Origin of the sequence: Cystobacter fuscus DSM 2262, assembly GCF_000335475.2 — a bacterium.
Classification (GTDB): Bacteria; Myxococcota; Myxococcia; order Myxococcales; family Myxococcaceae; genus Cystobacter; species Cystobacter fuscus.
On record NZ_ANAH02000064.1, the window covers coordinates 354,944 to 373,977 of the forward strand.

15 protein-coding genes and 1 pseudogene are annotated in these 19,034 nt (G+C 66.7%); 6 read left to right on the forward strand and 10 right to left on the reverse strand.

Annotated features, from left to right (window positions below; genetic code table 11):
• Positions 1-12: 12 nt before the first annotated feature.
• A complete protein-coding gene (locus D187_RS38725; protein WP_002631419.1) occupies positions 13-1,497 on the reverse strand; it encodes a hypothetical protein in 1,485 nt (494 codons plus the stop codon).
• A 148-nt stretch (positions 1,498-1,645) separates the two neighbouring features.
• Positions 1,646-2,929, reverse strand: coding sequence for a hypothetical protein (locus D187_RS38730; protein WP_002631420.1), 1,284 nt, complete (start codon positions 2,927-2,929; stop codon positions 1,646-1,648).
• Positions 2,930-3,118: 189 nt separating this feature from the next.
• Between D187_RS38730 and D187_RS55930 the strand changes: the two genes are divergently transcribed.
• Complete coding sequence (locus tag D187_RS55930) at positions 3,119-3,535, forward strand: cupredoxin domain-containing protein (RefSeq protein WP_155893899.1); 417 nt, start codon at positions 3,119-3,121, stop codon at positions 3,533-3,535.
• Positions 3,490-4,635: a multicopper oxidase family protein gene (locus tag D187_RS38735; protein ID WP_002631421.1), complete on the forward strand. Its 1,146-nt coding sequence runs from the start codon at positions 3,490-3,492 to the stop codon at positions 4,633-4,635. The genes D187_RS55930 and D187_RS38735 overlap by 46 nt, the downstream gene beginning before the upstream one ends.
• A 36-nt stretch (positions 4,636-4,671) precedes the next feature.
• Here the strand turns inward: D187_RS38735 and D187_RS38740 are convergent, their stop codons facing one another.
• The 3 genes from D187_RS38740 to D187_RS51050 all read right to left on the reverse strand — a co-directional run bounded on the left by D187_RS38740 (position 4,672) and on the right by D187_RS51050 (position 7,191).
• Positions 4,672-5,628, reverse strand: a complete 957-nt coding sequence (locus tag D187_RS38740; RefSeq protein WP_002631422.1) for a carbon-nitrogen hydrolase family protein — start codon at positions 5,626-5,628, stop codon at positions 4,672-4,674.
• 69 nt (positions 5,629-5,697) lie between these two features.
• On the reverse strand, positions 5,698-6,420 hold the full coding sequence (locus D187_RS38745; RefSeq protein WP_002631423.1) for a fibronectin type III domain-containing protein: 723 nt from the start codon (positions 6,418-6,420) through the stop codon (positions 5,698-5,700).
• A 174-nt stretch (positions 6,421-6,594) separates the two neighbouring features.
• Complete coding sequence (locus D187_RS51050) at positions 6,595-7,191, reverse strand: response regulator (protein ID WP_081714024.1); 597 nt, start codon at positions 7,189-7,191, stop codon at positions 6,595-6,597.
• A 189-nt stretch (positions 7,192-7,380) separates the two neighbouring features.
• On the opposite strand from D187_RS51050, the gene D187_RS38755 reads away from it, so the two are divergent.
• Both D187_RS38755 and D187_RS38760 read left to right on the forward strand, forming a co-directional pair.
• Positions 7,381-8,010 carry an RNA polymerase sigma factor gene (locus D187_RS38755; protein WP_002631425.1) on the forward strand — a complete coding sequence of 210 codons (630 nt, stop codon included), beginning with the start codon at positions 7,381-7,383 and terminating at the stop codon, positions 8,008-8,010.
• Between the two features lie 10 nt (positions 8,011-8,020).
• The gene (locus D187_RS38760; RefSeq protein ID WP_002631426.1) at positions 8,021-8,899 is read left to right on the forward strand and encodes an SAM-dependent methyltransferase; all 879 of its coding nucleotides are present in this window, start codon (positions 8,021-8,023) and stop codon (positions 8,897-8,899) included.
• Between the two features lie 17 nt (positions 8,900-8,916).
• On the opposite strand, the gene D187_RS38765 is transcribed toward D187_RS38760, so the two are convergent.
• The gene (locus D187_RS38765; protein WP_002631427.1) at positions 8,917-9,468 is read right to left on the reverse strand and encodes a hypothetical protein; all 552 of its coding nucleotides are present in this window, start codon (positions 9,466-9,468) and stop codon (positions 8,917-8,919) included.
• A 66-nt stretch (positions 9,469-9,534) separates the two neighbouring features.
• A complete protein-coding gene (locus D187_RS38770; RefSeq protein WP_155893900.1) occupies positions 9,535-11,349 on the reverse strand; it encodes a patatin-like phospholipase family protein in 1,815 nt (604 codons plus the stop codon).
• A 293-nt stretch (positions 11,350-11,642) separates the two neighbouring features.
• Here D187_RS38770 and D187_RS38775 point away from each other — a divergent pair, with 293 nt between their 5' ends.
• Both D187_RS38775 and D187_RS58970 read left to right on the forward strand, forming a co-directional pair.
• Positions 11,643-15,290, forward strand: a complete 3,648-nt coding sequence (locus tag D187_RS38775; protein ID WP_002631429.1) for a serine/threonine-protein kinase — start codon at positions 11,643-11,645, stop codon at positions 15,288-15,290.
• A 191-nt stretch (positions 15,291-15,481) separates the two neighbouring features.
• Positions 15,482-15,952, forward strand: a pseudogene (locus D187_RS58970) (class I SAM-dependent methyltransferase); the annotation flags it as partial.
• A 189-nt stretch (positions 15,953-16,141) separates the two neighbouring features.
• On the opposite strand, the gene D187_RS38780 reads toward D187_RS58970, so the two are convergent.
• Genes D187_RS38780 through D187_RS38790 form a run of 3 tightly spaced genes read right to left on the reverse strand, consistent with a single transcriptional unit; the run spans position 16,142 to position 18,674 of the window.
• Positions 16,142-16,957: an SDR family NAD(P)-dependent oxidoreductase gene (locus D187_RS38780; protein WP_002631430.1), complete on the reverse strand. Its 816-nt coding sequence runs from the start codon at positions 16,955-16,957 to the stop codon at positions 16,142-16,144.
• Entirely contained in the window at positions 16,954-17,706 is a 753-nt protein-coding gene (locus D187_RS38785) for a lysophospholipid acyltransferase family protein (RefSeq protein ID WP_002631431.1), read from the reverse strand. Before D187_RS38785 ends, D187_RS38780 begins: the two co-directional genes overlap by 4 nt.
• Entirely contained in the window at positions 17,703-18,674 is a 972-nt protein-coding gene (locus tag D187_RS38790; RefSeq protein WP_002631432.1) for a 3-oxoacyl-ACP synthase III family protein, read from the reverse strand. Before D187_RS38790 ends, D187_RS38785 begins: the two co-directional genes overlap by 4 nt.
• Positions 18,675-19,034 lie beyond the last annotated feature (360 nt).

Genomic DNA, 19,034 nt, shown 5'->3' on the forward strand with positions numbered 1-19,034 from the left:
GAGCGCCCCTCTCTACTTCGTGGCTCGCCGGAGCTGGAGCCGGACCGCCGGATCTCCCAGCAGGAGATAGCCTCGCAAGTCATTGCGGAGCATCCAGAGGTAGCCGAGCCGTTTGGGATCGATGGGGTCCGGCCGCTCCTCCTCGAGTGCTTCCTGCCGCTCCTGGTAGGCGGACATCAGGCTGTCATTCACGTCGCGGAAGGAGCGCATCAGGGCATCGAGCGCGACCCCCACCCGGCTGCCCTTCGCCAGGACCTCGAGCGCCGAGAGGATGCGGGACGCTCGGCTCTCGGCGAGATTGTCCGGGTTGGCGAAGCCGAAGTTCCAGGCCAGGTCACTGTGCCCCACGAAGGCCAGGGGACCGAGCGGATTGGCCAGCAGGGCCTGGGGAAGCGCGGCGAGGAAGGGGGGCTCTCCGGGCCGGGGCAGGTTGTCGAGCACGGCCTCGGGGCGGCCCGGGAAGCGCTTTTGCTTCGCCATCATCGACAGCCAGGCGTGGAAGGCACTCTTGCGCGGAGTCGCCGCCCCGAAACACGCCACGCAGAACCACATGCCCCCGGGGAGGAACGGCGACTGCCGGACCATGTCCGCGGTGAGCTCCCGCTCGGGCGCCAGACAGAGTGCTCCCTGCCTCGCCCGCTGCTGCTCGGCGGAGGCCCATCCTCCACTCGGCGCCCCCAACCCATGTGACACCGAGAGCAACACTCCCGAGCGCACCGTGCCAGCCACGCTCGGCAGCTCCTCCGCCTCCTCGCCGAGGAGGACCTCGAGCCGCCTCGCCAGCTGCTTGGGGAGCCATCTCGCCTCCACCATCTTCCGGCAGGGCTCCATCAGGAGCTGGTGGCCCTGAACGGTGGCCCGCGAGCCATCCGAGGCCGTGTAGAGCAGGACGTCCGCGGCCTCGGCCTGCTCTGAGGAGTGCTCGTGGGCCAGCACCTTGTCCACATAGGCACCATGGCTGGCGAGATCCGGTGTTCCCTCCGGTGTCGCGAAGTGCAACCGTCCCACGAAGGCGCCCTGGGCCAACACGTGCTGGAGTTCGAAGGAGACCTGCTGCGGGCTTCCGAGCACCAACAGGTACCTGGGCCGCTCCTCCGCGGGGACGCGCTCGTCCCGATACACCCGCTCTCTCCAGGTGACTGCCTGGGCCGCGTCCATGTCCGGGTGCACCCGGTAGATCTTCACCTCCGCGTCCTGTTGCCGCGCCCGGTGCTCCACCAGTGGGGCAATGGCTCGCAGCAGCCGGTCGCCCTCGTCCCCCTCGGGCGAGATCACGCCCCAGCGCTGCTCGGGCAGTGCATTGGGGTCCGCGTCGGGTCTGTCGAGCAGGGGGACCTCCGCTCGGCGCGGCAGCCGCTCGGGCCGGGGGGCGCTCTGCACGGACGCCGGATCGAGCCCGGAGGGCAGGCTGGGCTGGTGATCATCGGCCCTGGCGAGCAGGAGTTCGAGTGTTTCCCGGAGTGGTTCCGACGGGGGTGTACGTTGCGGCGTGCCCATGACGCTTCTCTTGGTGGCCTTCCCCTGGGAGTCTTGTCACTTCAACGTTGGGCTGAACTCCATCTATGTCTGGATGATGGATGGAAGGAACACACTGGCTCCGGGCGAGCTGCCGCGGTTCGAAGAAACCCACCGGGTGAGCCCGGGGTCATCGCTCCCCGCCCGGCAGCGAATAGAGGAGGTTCATGGCCAACGCCACCTCTCCGGACTGCCTCCCCACGAGGGTCCAGTTCACGCCGCCGGACACGGCCACCCCGCTCCGCCCGAGGGGAAGGCTGGCACCCCACTGGGCCTGCAGGTAGTTGCCAGGCCGGCTCGCGAGGCTGAGGACACGCACCTGTGAGTCCTGGCCGAGATGGCCCCTCAACCCGAGGCTCGAATGCAGTCTCGGCAGGCCTCGCGGGAGCCGTGCCTTCACGGCCAGCGCGGCGGCCAGGCTCAGGCCCAGGGCACTGTCGCCAGGCGGAAGCAGGCAGTCCGGGCCGAGCGAGGCCATGGCGTCTATCCTCCACGGCGCGCGCGCATCCCCGACGAGGCCGAACGTCCCGGCGCCCAGGAGCGCCGCTCGAAAGGGCACGGTGCTGGACCGGGTCGCGGGAACATCCAACTGCACGTTGAGCCCTCCATGAGAAGAGTCGAGCGCGTCCTGGTAGCCAGCGAGGGCCTTCTGGTACGGGGCTCTCGCGGACGCCGCGGCCAGGAGGCGGGCGGGAAGCTCCGGGGAGCAGGCGGCGAGCCCGTCGAGCGTGACGGGCGTCGTGAAGAGGGCGTCGAGACACCGTGCACGCTGCTCGGGAGTGAGCGTGTCGAGCGCGCGCCTCAAGTCCTCGCGAAACCAGCCCTCCGTGGTGAACACCTGCCGCGAGGCCTGGAGCAGCGTGGCCGACAGGGTCTCGAACTCGCGGTGGGCCCTCGCGGCGCCGACGAAGTCGAGGTTGGCCCTCAAGCCGAGGAAGGCGTCGCGGGGCAGTTCCATGAAGAGCGCGGGCAGCACGACGCTGACATCGAAGAGACGCGAGAGCCGCACGAAGGAGCCTCGGCCCTGGCTCGCGATGGCGAGCGGGTTGACCGAGAAGGAGAAGAGCCCGACGCGGTTGGATGGAGTGGCGACGATGCCCAGCGAGGCCCCCGCGAGCCCGACCGTCTGGACCTGGGCCGGGGCATCGATCTGGCCGGGCGTGCCGGCGAGTCCGGCACCGAGAACCGGTTGAATCGCCTCGCGATTCACGACCTCGACGGCTTCGTCCTCCTGGAGGCGAAGCCCGAGGCGCGATTCATCCACCGCGAAGGTGCTGCTCAGGCGGGCACAGGCCTCCTGCTCATTCGAGGGGCAGCTCGCCGCTCCAGGACAAATGGGTTGCAGTGCGCGATAGCGCTCCAGACATGGCTCTGGCGTCTGAGCCATGACGAGTGCCAGGACAGCGACAATCATGAATGAACCCCCGCCCGAATCTCGCCCCGAGAACAGGACTCGGCCAGCGGGCCAGGAGGGCAGGGCATTCGTGAGCCAGGGACACCTGGTCGCACAGCCTTCACCATGGGTGAACACTGTGCGATGGCCACCCATGGTGTTCCTCGCGGATGGATGTCACCTCCTTGGGCGCTCAAAGGAGGAGCCCCCATGCCAGACTGGATGATCAAGATTGAAAGGAAGAGCAAGAGAAGAAGAAAGGCCTCCAGGCTCTCTCGTATCGACTTCACTCCCAATCCCCAGGAAGCCCTGGCGGGAGATGTCATCAACTGGAAGAACAACGATACCGTGGCTCACTGGCCGGCTCCGATCCGGAACGGGCAGCCGGACAAGATGGGCTATATGTCCCATGAGATTCCGCCAGGTGCGACGTCCGACATCGCGTTCTCTCCCGATGCAGTCAAGGAGGACACCGAGCTCGAGTATGCAAAGAGCTCCCCATCGGCGCAGGGGCTGCCCCGGGGACCTACTGGTATCACGCACACAAGCACGGCTCGTCGGCCCTCAACGTCGCCAATGGCATGGCCGGAGCCTTCATCATCGAGGGGGAGTACGACGACACGCTGAGGGCTTTCTACAAGCCCAAGGGAGGGTTGACGGAACAGGTGCTCGTCATCCAGCAGATCGGCGTCTCTTCCCGCCTGATTGCTCCGCGGGAAGACCCCCGGCCCTTTTTGTCCATCAATGGCCGGCGCCAGCCCGTCATCCAGATGAAGCCGGGCGAGGTCCAGTTGTGGCGCTTCGTGAACGCCGCCTGGGTGAGTGGCGTTCAATTCTTCGACCCGAAGAGCTATGACCCCAAGAATACCACCGAGTGGCGCCAGACCGCGCGAGATGGCATCCAACTCAGCCCGGAAAACTACGCGAGAGCCGCGAAGGACAATTCACCCTTCCTGTTGTCGCCCGGGAACCGGGTGGACCTGCTCGTCAAGGCTCCCGCGGTTGCTGGGAGGTATGATCTGCGGTTCGCCGATGCCATCAGCACCAACACCCCACAGGACAAGGTCAATGATCCGATCCTCCTGACCATCCAGGTTTCAGCAGCCCCCAGCGTGGACATGCCGTTCCCTTCCGAGCAGGACTTTCCCAAGCTCCCCAGCTTCCTGAAGGACATCGACCCCGCGACGATCCACATATCGCGAGAAGTCACCTTCAACACCAAGGAGACGCCAGTCCAGGACAAGCCTGACCTGATAGATGAAACGATCAACGGTGAGCTGTTCAAGGACCAGACGATCTCTCAATCCATGCTTCAGGACACCGCGGAGGAATGGACGCTCGTCAACACGACTCGCCCTCCACCGGGCGTCGCGCATCCCTTCCACATCCACGTCAATCCATTCCAGGTGATCGAGGTCTTTGATCCCAACGACCCCCAAGAGCAGGATCCGAATAATACGGAGTGTTACAAGATCGATGACCCCTCCACCTGGAAGTCGTGCAAACCACCCCTCGAGAAACCTTATGTCTGGCGGGACACGATCGCGATTCCAGCGGCACGGGGCACGGACAAGGGGGACGTCCCCGGCCATGTGAAGGTACGAACCCGTTTCGACGACTTCCCCGGCCAGTTCGTCCTCCACTGCCACATCCTCATCCACGAGGACCACGGAATGATGCAGTTGATCCAGGTCGTCCCCAACAAGGTGATGATCAAGCATCACTGAAGCCGAGGCCGTTGGCCATGGAAGTCGGCGGGCGCCTTATTCGAAGCGCTCCATGATCCGGCGGGGGGTGTCATTGAACATCAGCCGGAGCACGTCCGGACGCGAGTAGTGCCCCACCGGGTCGGCCACGGCCTTGGCGAGCGGGATGAGCCCCAGGTCGATGTCCGCGTACAAGAGCCCCTCGGCGCGCTCGTCCAGTGGCTGCGCCAGGGGCCGGCCATCCGGGCCGTAGATCATCGAGAAGCCGCCTCCGGGCAGCAGCATCTTCGCCCGGTCCGGTGAATCACACAGCAGCTCCGTCATCTCCTGGGAGACCGTGGCGCACGAGCCGATGACGAAGCAACTGCCCTCCACCGCGTACATCCGGCTGGCGGCGAGGTTCACCTCGGGGCCGAGCGCGTATGCCATGTCGCGGTAGAGCGAGAAGCTGGGCCAGGAGCCCACGTGGAGCTGCTCGCCCTGGGTGAACATCGCCTGCTTCACCAGGGGTTGGACGTGCTCCCAGCAGTTGAGCGCCCCCAGCCGGCCGAGCGCCGTGTCGTGCACCTTCAGGTCCCCACCATCGCCCTCGCCGAACACCGTGCGCTCGGCGTGCGTGGGCTTGAGCTTGCGCCGCGCGGCGATGAGCCCGCCCTCCGGGCCGATGAGGGCCTGGCCCATGTAGAGGCTGGACCCGGAGCGCTCGCTGTAGCCCATCACCACGTGGATGCCATGCCGCCGGGCCGCGTCGCGCAGCCGCGCCATGTGGGGGCCCTCCACCGTGAGCGATTGGTCGAAGTAGCGCTGCACGAAGCGCATGCCCCACGCGGGCGCGCCGAGCCAGATCCAGAACGGATAGCCGGGCAGCCACGTCTCCGGGAAGGCGATGAGCGAGGCACCCTGGCTGGCGGCCTCGGCGATGAGACGCTCGGCCTTGTCCACACCGGCGTCGAGGTCGAGGAACGCGGGAGCGGCCTGCACGGCCGCGGCCTTGAATCGGGGAGGAGTCGTCATCGCCCCTCTGTACCTCTTCGGCCGACACGTGTCCTACCGCCCTGGCTGCTCCAGGGCGGGGAAGGGCGGCTACCGCGGCTGGACACGCCGGAGGCGGATGACGAGCCCGAGCACCGACAGGGCCATCATCGCGAGTCCCCCGGGGCCGCCCGTGGTGCAGCCCCAGCCCAGGGGCGCCTCCAGCGTGCCGCCATCATCGGGGGTGCCCGCGTCGGGAGGGGTGCCCGCGTCGGGAGGGGTGCCCGCGTCGGGAGGGGTGCCCGCGTCCGGCGGAGTATCCGGAGTACCGCCATCGGTCCCCGCGTCGGGGGTGGGGGTGGAACCTCCCGGGGTGCACTCCCCGCCGGGAAGCGGCGCGGGTGCTTCGCCCGTGTTTCCGTCCTTGGGCAGGATGAGGACACCGTCCGAGGACACATAGGTAGCCAGTCCCGCGCCGTTGGTCGCGCGAATGGTGACGTAGTAGCGCTGTCCGGGGAGGAGGTTGAGATCGTACAGGGTGTACGACAGGACCAGCCCGACGGGTTCGAACCCGCGCACCTCGGTGCCACACGGCCGGGTACCGACGGCGAGCGAATAGCCAATGATGCTCGACTCGGGATCGGAGAAGCCAGGCGGCTGGCCCCAATCGCTCTGGAGGATGCCGGCGTAGTCCTGCTCGTCCTTGTCGATGCCGATTCCATCCAGGACGGTCCCCGGACGAGGTGGCGAGGTGTCCGTTTGTTGGCTCCAGGCAGCGAGCGGGAGAAGGACGAGACTGGCGGCCAGGCCGCCGCCGAGGGCACGAGGGAACACGGATTCCTCCAGGAATGAGCACGACGTGCCCCGCAGCCTCCTCAAGAAGACCGCGGGGCGCTAGCCCCGGTGCCCCCGAGTCCGCTCACCAACGCGCGGGGTGAACCTCGGGCTTCGCGGCGGGTGCCACCGAGGGGCAGCTCGAGGGGGCGGTGGCACCCTGGCCCGGCCCTGTCAGTTCTTCGCGGAACTCTGAGCGCTGCCCGAGGGGGGTATCGGTGGCGGGGTTGGATCAGGCGCTTCGGGAGTCGTTGGAGGAAGTGCTGGGGGTGGGCTCTGGCTGGAAGGGGATCTGAAAGCCCCAGGCGGGGCGGCCTGGGGCTCGGTCCCAACCGGCGGTGACGAGCCACCGGCCGAGCGCTTCCGGGATGGAGGTTTGCCGCGGGCTGGCCGCGCATTCGCGAGGAGCAGTTCCACCAAGGCCATGAGGCTTCGCGGCTCACAAGGCTTGGGCAGGAACACCTCGCCCTTCGGCAGCAGGAGATTCACCTCGCTGCTGTGGATGATGCGTGGAATGGCGCGCAGCCTCGCGTCCGTGCGCAGCCGACGGCACAGCTCGAGCCCGTTCATGTGAGGCATGCAGACATCCGTGATGATGAGGTCGGGCTGGTGCTCCCGCGCCAGTTTCAATCCCGTCTGACCATCCGGAGCGCTCATGACGCTCTGGCCCATCTGTTCCAGCAACTCTGTGTAGATCTCGATCAGATCCGGATCATCATCGATCAGCAGAATGCTGCTCATGGGTCTCTCTTTTCGGGCGGACGGCTCCATGCCGCTATCCAACTGGATCGGTCCGTGAGCGCTCCGATGTGAACGCCATCCCGCGAAAAGGGCTGGCTTCACGCTTGCTCGGTTCAGTGAACGTGAGAGCTGCTCCCCGCGCGGCACTCGTCATCCCCAGCGGGGGTGCCTAGCTTTCCCTCGAATGAGGTCCATCCGCATCTTCTTTGGGGGGGAGACATGGAGCCGAGCGCACGCCAGGCGCTGGAGCAGCGGATCCGTGAGCTCTGTATGCGAGGCGAGACGGGACTCGCCGTCCAGGCCGCGCTGGAGGGTTATGGACCCGAGTTCATGCGGCTGATGGGGTCCATTCTTCACGATCGGGAGCAGGCACGAGAGGCCTACAGCTCCCTTGCCGAGAGTCTGCTGACGGCGCTCCCAGCCTTTCGCTGGGATTGCTCCTTCCGGACGTGGGCCTACCAGGTCGCACGCCATGTCGCCTATCGCATGATCGCTTCGCCGGCCGCACGCGAGCAGCCGGCGAGCCTCGGGGTTTTGCGTGACGAGGCACAACCCGAACCGAGCCTGCCGAAGCCCTGGCTCCAAAGCTCCGTCAAGGAGCGTTTCAGGGTGTTGCGCGAGCAGCTCTCCCCCCACGAAAGGACCCTCCTGGAACTCCGGGTGGATCGGCGGATGTCGTGGCACGACGTGGCCAGGGCGATCTCCGGCCCGGACGAGTTCCCGTCTCGCGAGGCGCTCGACCGCAAAGCCGCCGTGTTGCGGCAACAGTTCCGGCGAATCAAGGAGCGGCTCAAGGAACTCGCACGACAAGCGGAAATGCTCTCGTCCGAAGAGCAGGCTCCCCTCTAACGAAACATCCGTGCGCTACGAGGGCTCCTGGCCCCGTGCCGTCCTGGAAGGCGCGGCGCTGCTACGGCTCGTTCTGGGGCCATCGAGCGGACGGCCGGAGCGTTTCTACACGCTCCTGTCCACCCACAACCTGCTGTCCGAGCACAGCCTGTTCATGAACCTGGGGTACTGGGCTGACTCCGGGGTGCGGACACTTGACGAGGCCAGCCGCGCGCTCACGGCTCTGCTCGGACAGACGGCCCGGCTGGGTCCTGGGGACGAAGTGTTGGACGTGGGGTTCGGTTTCGGAGACCAGATCCTCTACTGGGCCGGGAGCTTCCATCCCCGGCGGCTCACCGGGCTCGACCTCATGCCGCTGCATGTCGAGGTCGCGCGCGAGCGGATGGTACGTGCCGGGCTGGCGAGCCGGGTGCTGCTCCAGGAGGGCTCGGCCACGCGGATGCCCTTTCCCGCCAGATGCTTCGACAAGGTGGTGGCGCTCGAGTCCTCTTTCCACTTCGATACGCGCGAGGACTTCTTCACCGAGGCCTGGCGGGTCCTGCGGCCCGGGGGGAGGCTGGCCCTGACGGACATTCTTCCACTGCCCGGGCACCGCTTCAGCCGCCTGTTCCAGGCCGTGTGGCAGATTCCCGGGGAGAACCTCTACTGCCGGGAGATCTACCGCGCGCGGTTGGTGGCCGCGGGATTCGAGGCAGTGGAGGTCCACTCCATCCGTGAGCACGTCTACGAGCCCCTGTTGCGGTTTCTCGGCCGACGTCTGGATGCTCCGGAGCTCGTGCACCGGATGAACCCCCTTCTCCGGTTGGTGAGCCGACCCTGGTGGTATGCACGGCTGGTGCGGAGCACGTTCGACTATGTCCTCGCCACCGGCGTGAAGCCCTTGAGGTGAGAGGCGCGGGCCTCGGGTTACTTGTTGAGGGGGGGGCCGAGCCCTCCCTCGATCTCGCGCACGACTTCTCCTGGGATGGGGTTGTTCGACCACGCCAGCCTCTTCAAGAGATTGAGCGTGCGCTCCAGCGTGGTCAGCGCGGCGTTGAGGAGCTGGATGCCTCCGTACATGCCCACCAGCATGACGTGCCGCGAGAGATCCTCGGGACTCAGGCCCATCATCAACCCCCAATAAAAATGAATGCCCAGGAAGATCCCCTGCCCGTGGGAGAAGACCAGGAAGAGGGTGATGAGCTGGCTTTCGCGCTGGATCGCGGCCTGCTTGTACTCCTCGGGGGTTGGGTGCGCCGCCGGCGTGAAGAACTGGTCGAGGAGCCCGTTGACGAACCACTTCGAGTCCGGGAGCTTCTCGCCGAGGACCCTTGCCAGGTCGCACAGCTCTTCTTCCTTGAAGTGATTGCGAAGGTTCTTGAGTTCATCACCTCCGAGGATTCCCTGGATGGGGGCCGTACCGGCGGTGCCGCTTTCTTCTTTGGGAGTCAACTGCTGGATGATCGAGTCTTCAAGCATCGTGTCCTCCTCTCGAGGGCTTGTTCGATCAACACCCGGGTCCGCACCGTTTAATCAACCGTCTCATCAATGGATGGCGTATTGCAGTTCTGGCCCACGGACCTGCCTGTGCCGGGTACGGAGCTTCTCCCAGTCCGCCACGAATCGTTCGAGGCTTTCATTCAAGGCGAGGTCTTGCCTCGCGTGCTCGATGATCTCTTTCGCCCGGCGGAAGTCGATGGAGCGCAGCAGGGAGTTCTCCATCGGTGACTTCTGGAAGGCCCGGGTACTCATCCTGGCGCCGAGACTGCCGCTCGCATGGAGAAGCGTGCTGCCGCTGGAGACCAGATCCATCAAACGCTCCACCGGGTTGAGTTCCTTCAAGAGACGCCCGATGGGGCCCGGAATGAGCTGGCGATAGGGCCGGAGTTGAGCCGGGTAGCAATTGCAGGAGAAGGTCAGATCCGCTCCCAGGTGTGGGAGCCATAGGGCGGGGAGATTGTCCGCCGCGGCGCCGTCCACGAAGTGGCGTGGGTTGAGGAGCGTGGGTCCCCACAGGCCTGGCGCCGAGCTGCTGGCACGGACCGCCAGGCTCAGGGGCCCACGGGTGAAGGTGGTCGTTTCACCCGTGCTGAGGTTGATGGCCACCGGGTGCATGCGCAGGGACAACTGATCGAGCTGGGCATTGTTCAGATCCTTCCTGAGCAGCGTCTCCAGCGGGCTGGTGGACAGCATGTTCAGCCAGGTGAGCTGGTTGAGCTCTCCTCTCGAGCACCGGTTGCGAAAATGCTCCAGCCCGTCCATTCCGTGGACGCTGTAGTACGCCCCCATCACCGAACCGATGCTGCTGCCGGTGATGATATCGATGGGAATCTTCTCGCGCGTCAGCTTTTCCAGGACGACGTAGTGGTAGAAGCCCCAGGCCCCTCCTCCACTCAGACCCAGGCCCACCTGGCGGTGGGTGATCACCCGGGCCCATCGGGAGAGGTGCTCCCTCGTCCGTTCATCCAGCGTCTCGAACTCGGTGCGTGCTCCCGAGAGGATGTCGTCTGGAAGGTGGAGCCAGCAACTGCGCTGACCCAGGAGGAGTTCCCCTGGGTTGGCCGAGCCCTCCAGACCACCGTGCACCGGACTGGGCGACACGGGCAGCAGATGGGTGCGGAGGATGTCTTCTCCGGGCCGTGGTGAACTCCGCGTCGGCGGGTCTCGGGTGAGTTCGATGGTGGTGTGCTGGAACTCGTGATGATGTTGCTTGAGGACCCTGGCGGCTTCCTCGTCGGCGGCGAAGACGTAGTCGAACTCCTCGAGCCAGGAGGTGCTTTTGACCTCTTCGATCGAGGCGTGGAACAAGTAGGGGGGCGTCGGCCTGCCTGGAGGACGCTTCGGGCGCGTTCCCTTGCCTACGATGACCACTTTTTCCTTGAAGTCGTTGACGAGGGTTTTCGCGAGCAGCTCCAGCAGGGTGCCCAGGTTCAGCCGCTTCCGGCTCCGCAATTGGATTACCTCGCACACGAGAGGGCGCTCGGTCGAGGGCAGATGGAGGTAGTTGATGGTGGAGGCGCGCTGGGACCTGGTTCGCGGAAGCCGTCCGCGGGCGTCGTGATTCTCGACGAAGAGTACCCAGGCGCCCTCCGCTCCTCCCTCGAGACCCTCCTCCACGCCACAGATGGAGCTTCTTCCCAGCGTGGCGAGCAGCTTGTCGTCCCGGGTCCAGAGTTCCAGCTGGCCGTCCAGCACCACCCAGAAGCCAGGGCCCTGCTCACTGAGCCGCTCTCCCGGCGCATACCACCGCGCCCGGCCCGATCTGTACATCCGCAAGAGCTGCGATGGCCCGAGTCCGCCCAGCTCCGAGCGGCTGAGCGCGGCCAGGGCCCGCCCCTCCTCCAACAAGGGATTCTTCACATTCTCAGGCTCGTGAGTCCTCTTGGAATGAGCCTGTTGCACGCCCATGTCGTTCATCGTCATATCTCCCTCTCATGGCTCTGGGTCGAGAGAGATGAGCGCGGGAGTTTGTGAAGAGGGTGTTCCCTCGTGCGTCCCAGAGACCGCCGGAGCGCGGGTCGGCTCCCTGCTCTCACCTACGCGGGCTCGGTCGTTGATAGATGAAATGAGTCACGGCTGAATTTGAGATCATAGGGATGACTGAACAGACCTCGACATTCGAGCAGTCTCCGCCGTTCGCTGGGAATGCGCGCTTGGATCTTCCAAACCTTCCCGAGGTGGGCAGGCGCTATCTGCCCCTGCTGCTCCTGGGTCGCGGTGGGTTCGGAACGGTCTACCTCGCGAGGGATCGGCTCGATGGTCTGGTGGCCATCAAGCAGCTTCACTCGGGCCGCTACAGTTCCGGCGTGAATGAACTCCTCGAGCGCAGCGGGCTCCTTCTCAAGGGGAGGGGCTACAAATCGGCCCTGGAGTTGGCACACGAGTTCGAGATCCTCGCCTCGCTGCGTCACCCGAACATCATCAGCGTGCTCGACCATGGAGTCGATGGGCAGCAGCGGCCCTACCTGGTGCTCGAGTTCCTCGATGGTGCACAGACGCTGACCGAGGCAGGGTGGGAGCGACCCCGGTCCGAGCACGTGTCGCTGCTGTTCCAAGTACTCCAGGCGCTCGTTTATCTGCATCGGCGCGGAATCATTCACCGTGACCTCAAGCCGGCCAATGTCCTGGTGGTGGATGGGCACGTCAAGCTGCTCGACTTCGGATTGGCGATCAGCCTGGAACAACAGCTCCGCGCCATCTGCTCGGGCACGCGGGGCTATCTCTCTCCAGAGGTGCTTCAAGGCGAGCCTCCCTCCGTCAGATCCGATCTCTATTCGGTGGGTGTGATGGCCTATGAACTCCTCGTGGGAAGGCCTCCGTATGCGCTGCGCTCTCCCCGCCTCTCCCACCAGCCGGACAGCCAGGTGGACAGTCTGGAGTCGGATCTCGCCTGGTTCGTCAGCAGGAGGTCCACCCCTGGCATCGAGGAGTCCGAGGCCTTGGTGTCTCGTGAGCCCGTGGAGATCCCTGAAACGGTCGAGCCTGGGCTCGCCCGATTTCTTCGAGGGCTGCTTGCCCCGGAGCCCAAGGATCGGTTCCCGAATGCCGAGGCGGCGATCGCCTCGCTTTGCGAGGCAACGGGCCATCCCCCGCCGGCCGAGACCGTGGCGACCCGCGAGAGCTTCTTGCAGGGGGCCCGTTTCGTCGGGCGGGAGCATGAAATGGAGCGGTTGATCCTCGCGCTCGACCAGGTGGAGGCGAAGAAGCAGGGAAGTGCCTGGTTGATCGCGGGTGAGAGTGGCGTGGGCAAGTCGCGCCTGTTGGCCGAGTTCCGCATCCTGGCGATGGTCCGGAGCACGGTGGTGTTACGGGGGCAAGCCATTACCAGTGGTGGCGGCGCCTACCATCCCTGGCGAGAGGTGCTCCGTCGGCTGATCCTCCTCACCGGGTTGGAAGCCCGGGAGGCCGCCATCTTCAGGCCACTCGTGCCCGACATCGGAGAGCTGCTCCAGCGAGACATTCCCGAGCTTGAATCGCTGGGCCCGGACGCCGCCCACGTGCGCCTGATGTCCACCGTGGTGGAGGTCTTCCTCCGGGTGCCACGGCCCACGGTGATCATCCTGGAGGATCTGCAGTGGGCGGATAGTGCCACCCTGTCCCTACTGGAGCGGCTCGCCGGAAGCGTCTCGAAGGCACAGTTGCTGCTGTTGGGCAGTTACCGGGACGATGAGTGCCCCAGGTTGCCCCAGCGGGTGCCCTTGCTCCAGGTGATGAAACTGCCACGGCTCGAACCCGCGGAGATCGCCGCGCTGAGCGAATCAATGATGGGGGCGGGCGGCCGGGAGCCGCGCGTGCTCTCACTGCTCGAGCATGAGACGGAGGGCAATCCCTTCTTCCTCGTCGAGGTGATCCGCGCCCTGGCGGAGCAGAGCGGGCGGTTGGATCGAATTGGCCGGGAGCCCCTGCCCGACAAGGCTTTTGTCGGTGGGATGAGGTCCATCGTCCAGCGCAGGCTCGAGAAGGTCTCGCCGGAGGCAAGCCGGTTGCTGCGGCTCGCGGCGATTCTCGGGCGGGAAATCCATGAAGAGCTGTTGCGCGTGGCCGAGCCCTCGCTGGATGTGCGGAGTTGGCTGGGAGAGTGCTCGGACGCCGTGGTGCTCGAGGTGGCCGGCAATCGCTGGCGCTTCGCCCATGACAAGCTGCGCGAGGGCTTGCTGGACAGTCTGGCCCCGGAGGTGACCCGCGCGCTGCACCAGAAGGCGGCGGAGGCCATCGAGTCGGTGTATCCGGACGTGGGGGCGTGGATGGCGGCGCTCGCCTACCACTGGGGACAGGTGGGGGATGAGGCCCGGGAGGAGCATTACTCCGAGAAGGCGGGCGACCAGGCCATGGCCGTCTATGCCTGCAGCGTGGCCATTCCGTACTTCAAGCGGTCCCTGGCCATCGCCGAGTCCAGGTCGGAAGGCGCCCGGCGGCTGGGACTGCTCGAGGCGCGGCTGGCCGAGACCTACTACCTCGCGGGGAACATGCCGGAATGCCGCGCCCATGCCGAACGGGCCCTGGCATGTCTCGGCTGGGCAGTCCCTCGCGGCCGGTGGGGCTGGCGTCTAGGGGTCGCGCGCCAGATGCTCGAGCGGTTCCTGCAATCCGTCGTGCCCCGGGCCTTCGTGGAGACGTCGCCAGAGGCGCGGGAGTGCCGTCTGGAGGCCGGGCGGCTGTTGGTCCGGTTGAGTGAGGTTCTCTTCTACCTCCAGGACGCCACCCGGCTCTTCTGGTCGAGCCTGCGGTTGATCAACGTGTTGGAGCCTGGCGGACCCTCGCAGTGCCTGGCGCGTGGCTACATCGTCATGGCGACGAGGTTGAGCAGCCTCCCCGAGCTGCGTCCAGTGGTCGAGTCCTGGTGCGCGCGCGCCGTGGACATGGCGGAGCGCGTGGGGACTCCCGCGGACCTCACGTATACGTTGGTGCGTTGTGCCGTCTGCGGTATCGGCTATGCCCGGTGGAAGGACGTGGAGGGCTGGTCGGAGCGTGCCCGGAGGATCGCCGATGCCGGCCGGGACTTCCGGCAATCGGAGGAGAGCCGTGTCGTGATGACGCTCTCGTTGCAATACCAGGGGCGCTACTGGCGAGCCATCGAAGTGGCGGACCAGATGGAGCAGAGCGCGCGTCAGCGGGGCGCCGAGCAGACGAGGCACTGGGGGCCGATGTGCCGGGCGGGTTCGCTGGTGCGCCTGGGTCGTGTGGAGCAGGCCATTGGCGAGCTGCAGGAGGAGCTTCCCTGGTTCGAGGCCCACGCGGGCGCCTCGGAGACGGTCATCATCCAGGGGGCACTGGCCCTGGCTTTGCTGAGGCAGGGACAGGAGGAGCGGGCGCTCGAGGTGGCGGGCAGGGGGCTGGCATTGCTGCGAGGAATGAAGCCGGTCGCGTACTGGCTATTCACGGGAGTGACCCAGGTCGCCGAGGTGTATCTGACGGTCTGGGAGCAGCACCAAGCGGTGGAACGTCCCGGCGTGCAGTCGCCGGTCCGCGAGGCGCGTGAGGCCTGCAAGGCCCTGAGGGCGTTCGGCCGAGCCTTCGCCTTTGGAGCGCCGTTCTCCTTGCTATTCGACGGGCTCGAGGCCTGGCTGTCCGGGCGGGCCAGGGCCGCTCGCCGGAACTGGCGGCGTTGTATCGAGCGCTCCAGGGCATTGGAGATGCCCTATGAGGAGGGCCGTGCGTGGCTCGAGTTGGGGCGCCATCTGGCCCTGGGAGAGCCCGGCCGGCGCACCCAACTGTTGCGCGCGCGGGAGTTCTTCGCGGAGCTTGGCGCGGTCGACGACCTGCTGCGTGTCGAGGCGGAACTGGCCCGGAAGGGAACGTGATGACGCTCACGGATGTCGCGCTGCTCGCGTGCCCCGCTTGCCGGGGAGAGCTGGCCTGGGCCGGAAGGTCGCGGGGGGACTTGCTCGAGGTGGGTTGGCTTCGCTGCGGTGGCTGCCGCGCCTCCTGGCCGGTGGTGGACGGGCTGCCCCGCTTGTTTCGGGAGCAGGAGGTCCGCGGGAAGGATCGCTTGATGCGTGTCCTCTACGACGGGCTGCCCTCCCTGCATGATCCACTCACCGCCTTGCTGACCCCCGTCTTGCAGGGCATCTCGGAGGAGGAGCTGCGCGAGGGCTATGTGTCCCGGCTCGAGTTGGGCGCCCTGTCGCCACGTCCGGGGGGGCCACCGTTGCGTCTCCTGGAGGTGGGCATGGGGGCCGGCGCCAACCTCCCGCTCATCGCGCGGGAGCTGCCTCCGGGGCTCGAGGTGGAAGTGTGGGGGGTGGATCTCAGCGAGGGCATGCTGGGCTGTTGCCGCGAACGTCTGGAGCGAGAGGGTCACCGCGGCGTGCGCCTGCTCCTGGGGGATGCTCATGCCCTGCCATTCCCGGATCATGCCTTCGACCGGGTGTTCGAGATTGGAGGGATCAACGGCTATCGGGATCCAGGGCGTGCGCTCGCGGAGATGGCGCGGGTGGCTCGGCCCGGAACCCCGCTGGTGGTGGTGGACGAGCAACTCGACGCACGTGCGCGCACCCTGCGCGACCGGCTGGCGTTCCGGTTGCTCACCTTCTACACGCGGCGGGCGCACAGCCCCCGGGCGTTGCTGCCCTCCGAGGCGGTGGACATCACCGAGGAGCAGATCAGCCGCTTCTACTTCTGCCTCTCCTTCCGGATGCCGCGCACGCGCCGATCAGCGCCGCTCGTTGAGGATGATGTCGAGCAGGCGCAGCGTCATTCCGCCGGTGAAGTCGATGGTGGCCCCGTTGAACCACTCCGTGTCGTCTCCCACGAGAGAGGAGACGAAGCGGGCCACTTCCTCCAGGGTGCATAACCTCCCGGCCGGGTTCATCTGGCGGTGGGCCTCTTCGAGCCGCGCCAGTACGTCCGGTGCATAGACGTGGCGGATGGCGGGCGTCATCACCGTTCCGAACTTGAGCAGGTTCACCCGATGCCCCAGCGGGCCGAGCTCCAGCGCCAGGTGACGCACGTAGATTTCCAGCGCGGCCTTGGCGGCGGTGATGGCACCGCAGTTGTGCAGGAGCGACTCGGTGAGTGGGTTGGTCAGGCCCAGCAGGCGGGCCGAGGGGGCGAGGAGCTCCCTCTCCTCGAGGGCCTGGGCCCAGTAGACGAAGGAGTGGGCCATGGCCTCGAAAGTACGTGCGAGTTGGCGGGGATGGAGCCTCTCGTCTCCGTTGGAGAGCAAGCGCCCCACGGAGCCGCTGGCGAGCGAATGGACGAAGAGCTTGAGGGAGCGGGGGCCCGCGACGGCGAGCAAGGCGTCCGCTCCCCGTGCCGCGCCCTCCGGGGTGCCAGCATCCTCTCTCATCATCACCATGCGCTGACCGGTGGCGAGCACCTGGCGCTCCACCTCCGCGGCTTGCTCGGGATAGCGGCCCCGGTGCATTCCGAAGACATGCAGTCCGGGCCGCCGCGCCACCTGATGGGCGATGGCGGCGCCCGTTCCCGATGACGCGCCCAGGATGATTGCCCACCGACCCTCGCTCATGTGTTTCCTCCCAGACCCCGCGCACGGTCCAACAGCGACTGGACCTCGGCGCGGACCTCCCGGTGCAGGTCCAGCAACGATGCCCGGTCATCAGGAGCGATCCGTCCCCCCAGGTGTCGGTGGATGGGTTGGCCCACCCACTGCGTCATCCTCACGGGCAAGGGGAGGGAGAAGGGCCAGAGCCCGGTGGCACCCAAGCCCAACCAGATGGGCAACCCCCAGGGCGCACCGAGGCGATGGCCGAGTTCGTACCCATCATTGAGCCCGATGAAGGCGTCATCCATGCCGTACCCGGCAACGGGGACGATGGGGAGGCCATATTTGATGGCCAGGCGCAGGTAGCCCACCCGCTCGCCCCAGTCCACCCGGTAGCGGTGACGGAAGCTCCGGCAGCCCTCGCGCGTGCCTCCTGGCTGGACGAGGATGTGTTCGCCGCGCGCCACCGCTGCTTCCAACTCCGGCTCATCCCGCGTCAGGAAGCCGAGGCACTCCCTGAACCAGCGCGACACTGGATTCTGGTCGATGGCCCCGTGGATGATGCCGTGGGGGAGGTAGCCCAGTTGCTCGTGCAGGACGACCGTGAGCATGCATTGATCGAAGGCGAGGGGCCGACCATGGTAGGCGACGATGAGCCGTGCTCCTGGCTCGAGCAGTGTCTCCAGACCAATGAGCTGGTAGCGGTGATAGTGACGCAGCAGTCCGAAGGCTGCCAGCCAGGCGGCCTGGGGAAGGTTGCTGGCGCGCCTCATGCGCCTACCCGGTACAAGAGGGCGCCATAGGACACTCCCGCTCCCACGCCGAGCATCAGCACGCGGTCTCCTGGGCGCACCGGGCGGGTGCGCAGGAGCAGATCCAGACTGAAGGGGATGGAGGCCGCCGCCACGCTGCCAATGTCCTCCACCACGGGCATGAGCCGGGTGGACTCGAAACCGTACCGCTCGGCGATGCCTCGGAGCATCGCCCCATTGGGTTGGTGGGGCAGCACCCACTCGATGTCGTCGAGCCTGACTCTCGAACGCTCCGTGATCTGCGAGGTGGCCCGGTCCAGGACGTCGAAGACCGCGCGAACCATGTCACGGGGAGAGGTATGGAACCGGAACCCCTCTGGGCGCCCGGTGAGGAGGGGGTGGTCGATCTGGGTGTCGGGGGGCAGGGTTCCATCGTTGCCGAACGCCACCGCGAGCACGCCCTCGTCCGGCGTCTGGGCTGGAGCCAGCACCGCGGCCGTGGCCGCATCCCCGAACACGAGATAGGGACGGGGTTCAGTCGGGGCGAGCGCCCGGGAGTTGAACTCCACCGTGACGATGGCGACCGGGGACAGTCCGGTCACCACCGAGCGCGCGGCGATATCGAAGGCGGACAGGAATCCCATGCAAGCATTGTTGAGATCGAACCCGTCACACGAGCCGGAGAGCCCGAGCGCGGCGGCCACCCGGTTCGCGGTGGCGGGGACGAGCGCATCTCCACCGGTCGAGGTGACGAAGAGGATGCGACGCAGCTCGGTGGCGGCCAGCCCCGCGCGCTTCAGGGCCAGGCGAAGGGCCTGGACTCCCAGGTCGGCCATCCTCGCGCCCGGTGCGGCCCAATGGCGGGTGCGGATTCCAGTCTTCTGCTCGATCGCCTGAGGCTCGCATCCCACGGCCCGTGCCAGCTCCGCCGTGGTCACCGCACGCTCAGGGAGCACACTGGCCGTGCCCAGGATACGCACCGGCAACATCACGTCTTCGTGCGGGCCCTCCCGCGCCGCTGCCCTCATGGTCGCCCCTTTGGTGTGTGGCCCACGAAGAGCAGCTTTCCTTCAGGTGCGCTCCTTTAGCAGTCGCACGAAGGGGCAAGTGTGGTCTTCTGCTCAGCCCCAGCATCAAAACAGGTGGGCGAGGGCGGAGGCACCCGCCAACACCTTCGTCGCCTGGCGGTGTGCGGGGGCGTGATGGCCAACCGTTGACGAAGACACGCACGGGCCGTTGGACAGAGGTCACTGCACGGCCCTCCAGGGCCATGGCTTGCGCGCTACTGCACGCCTTCTCGCTCGGGTGATTGAGATTCTCGCGCGGTTCAGCACCATGACGGTCCCCTG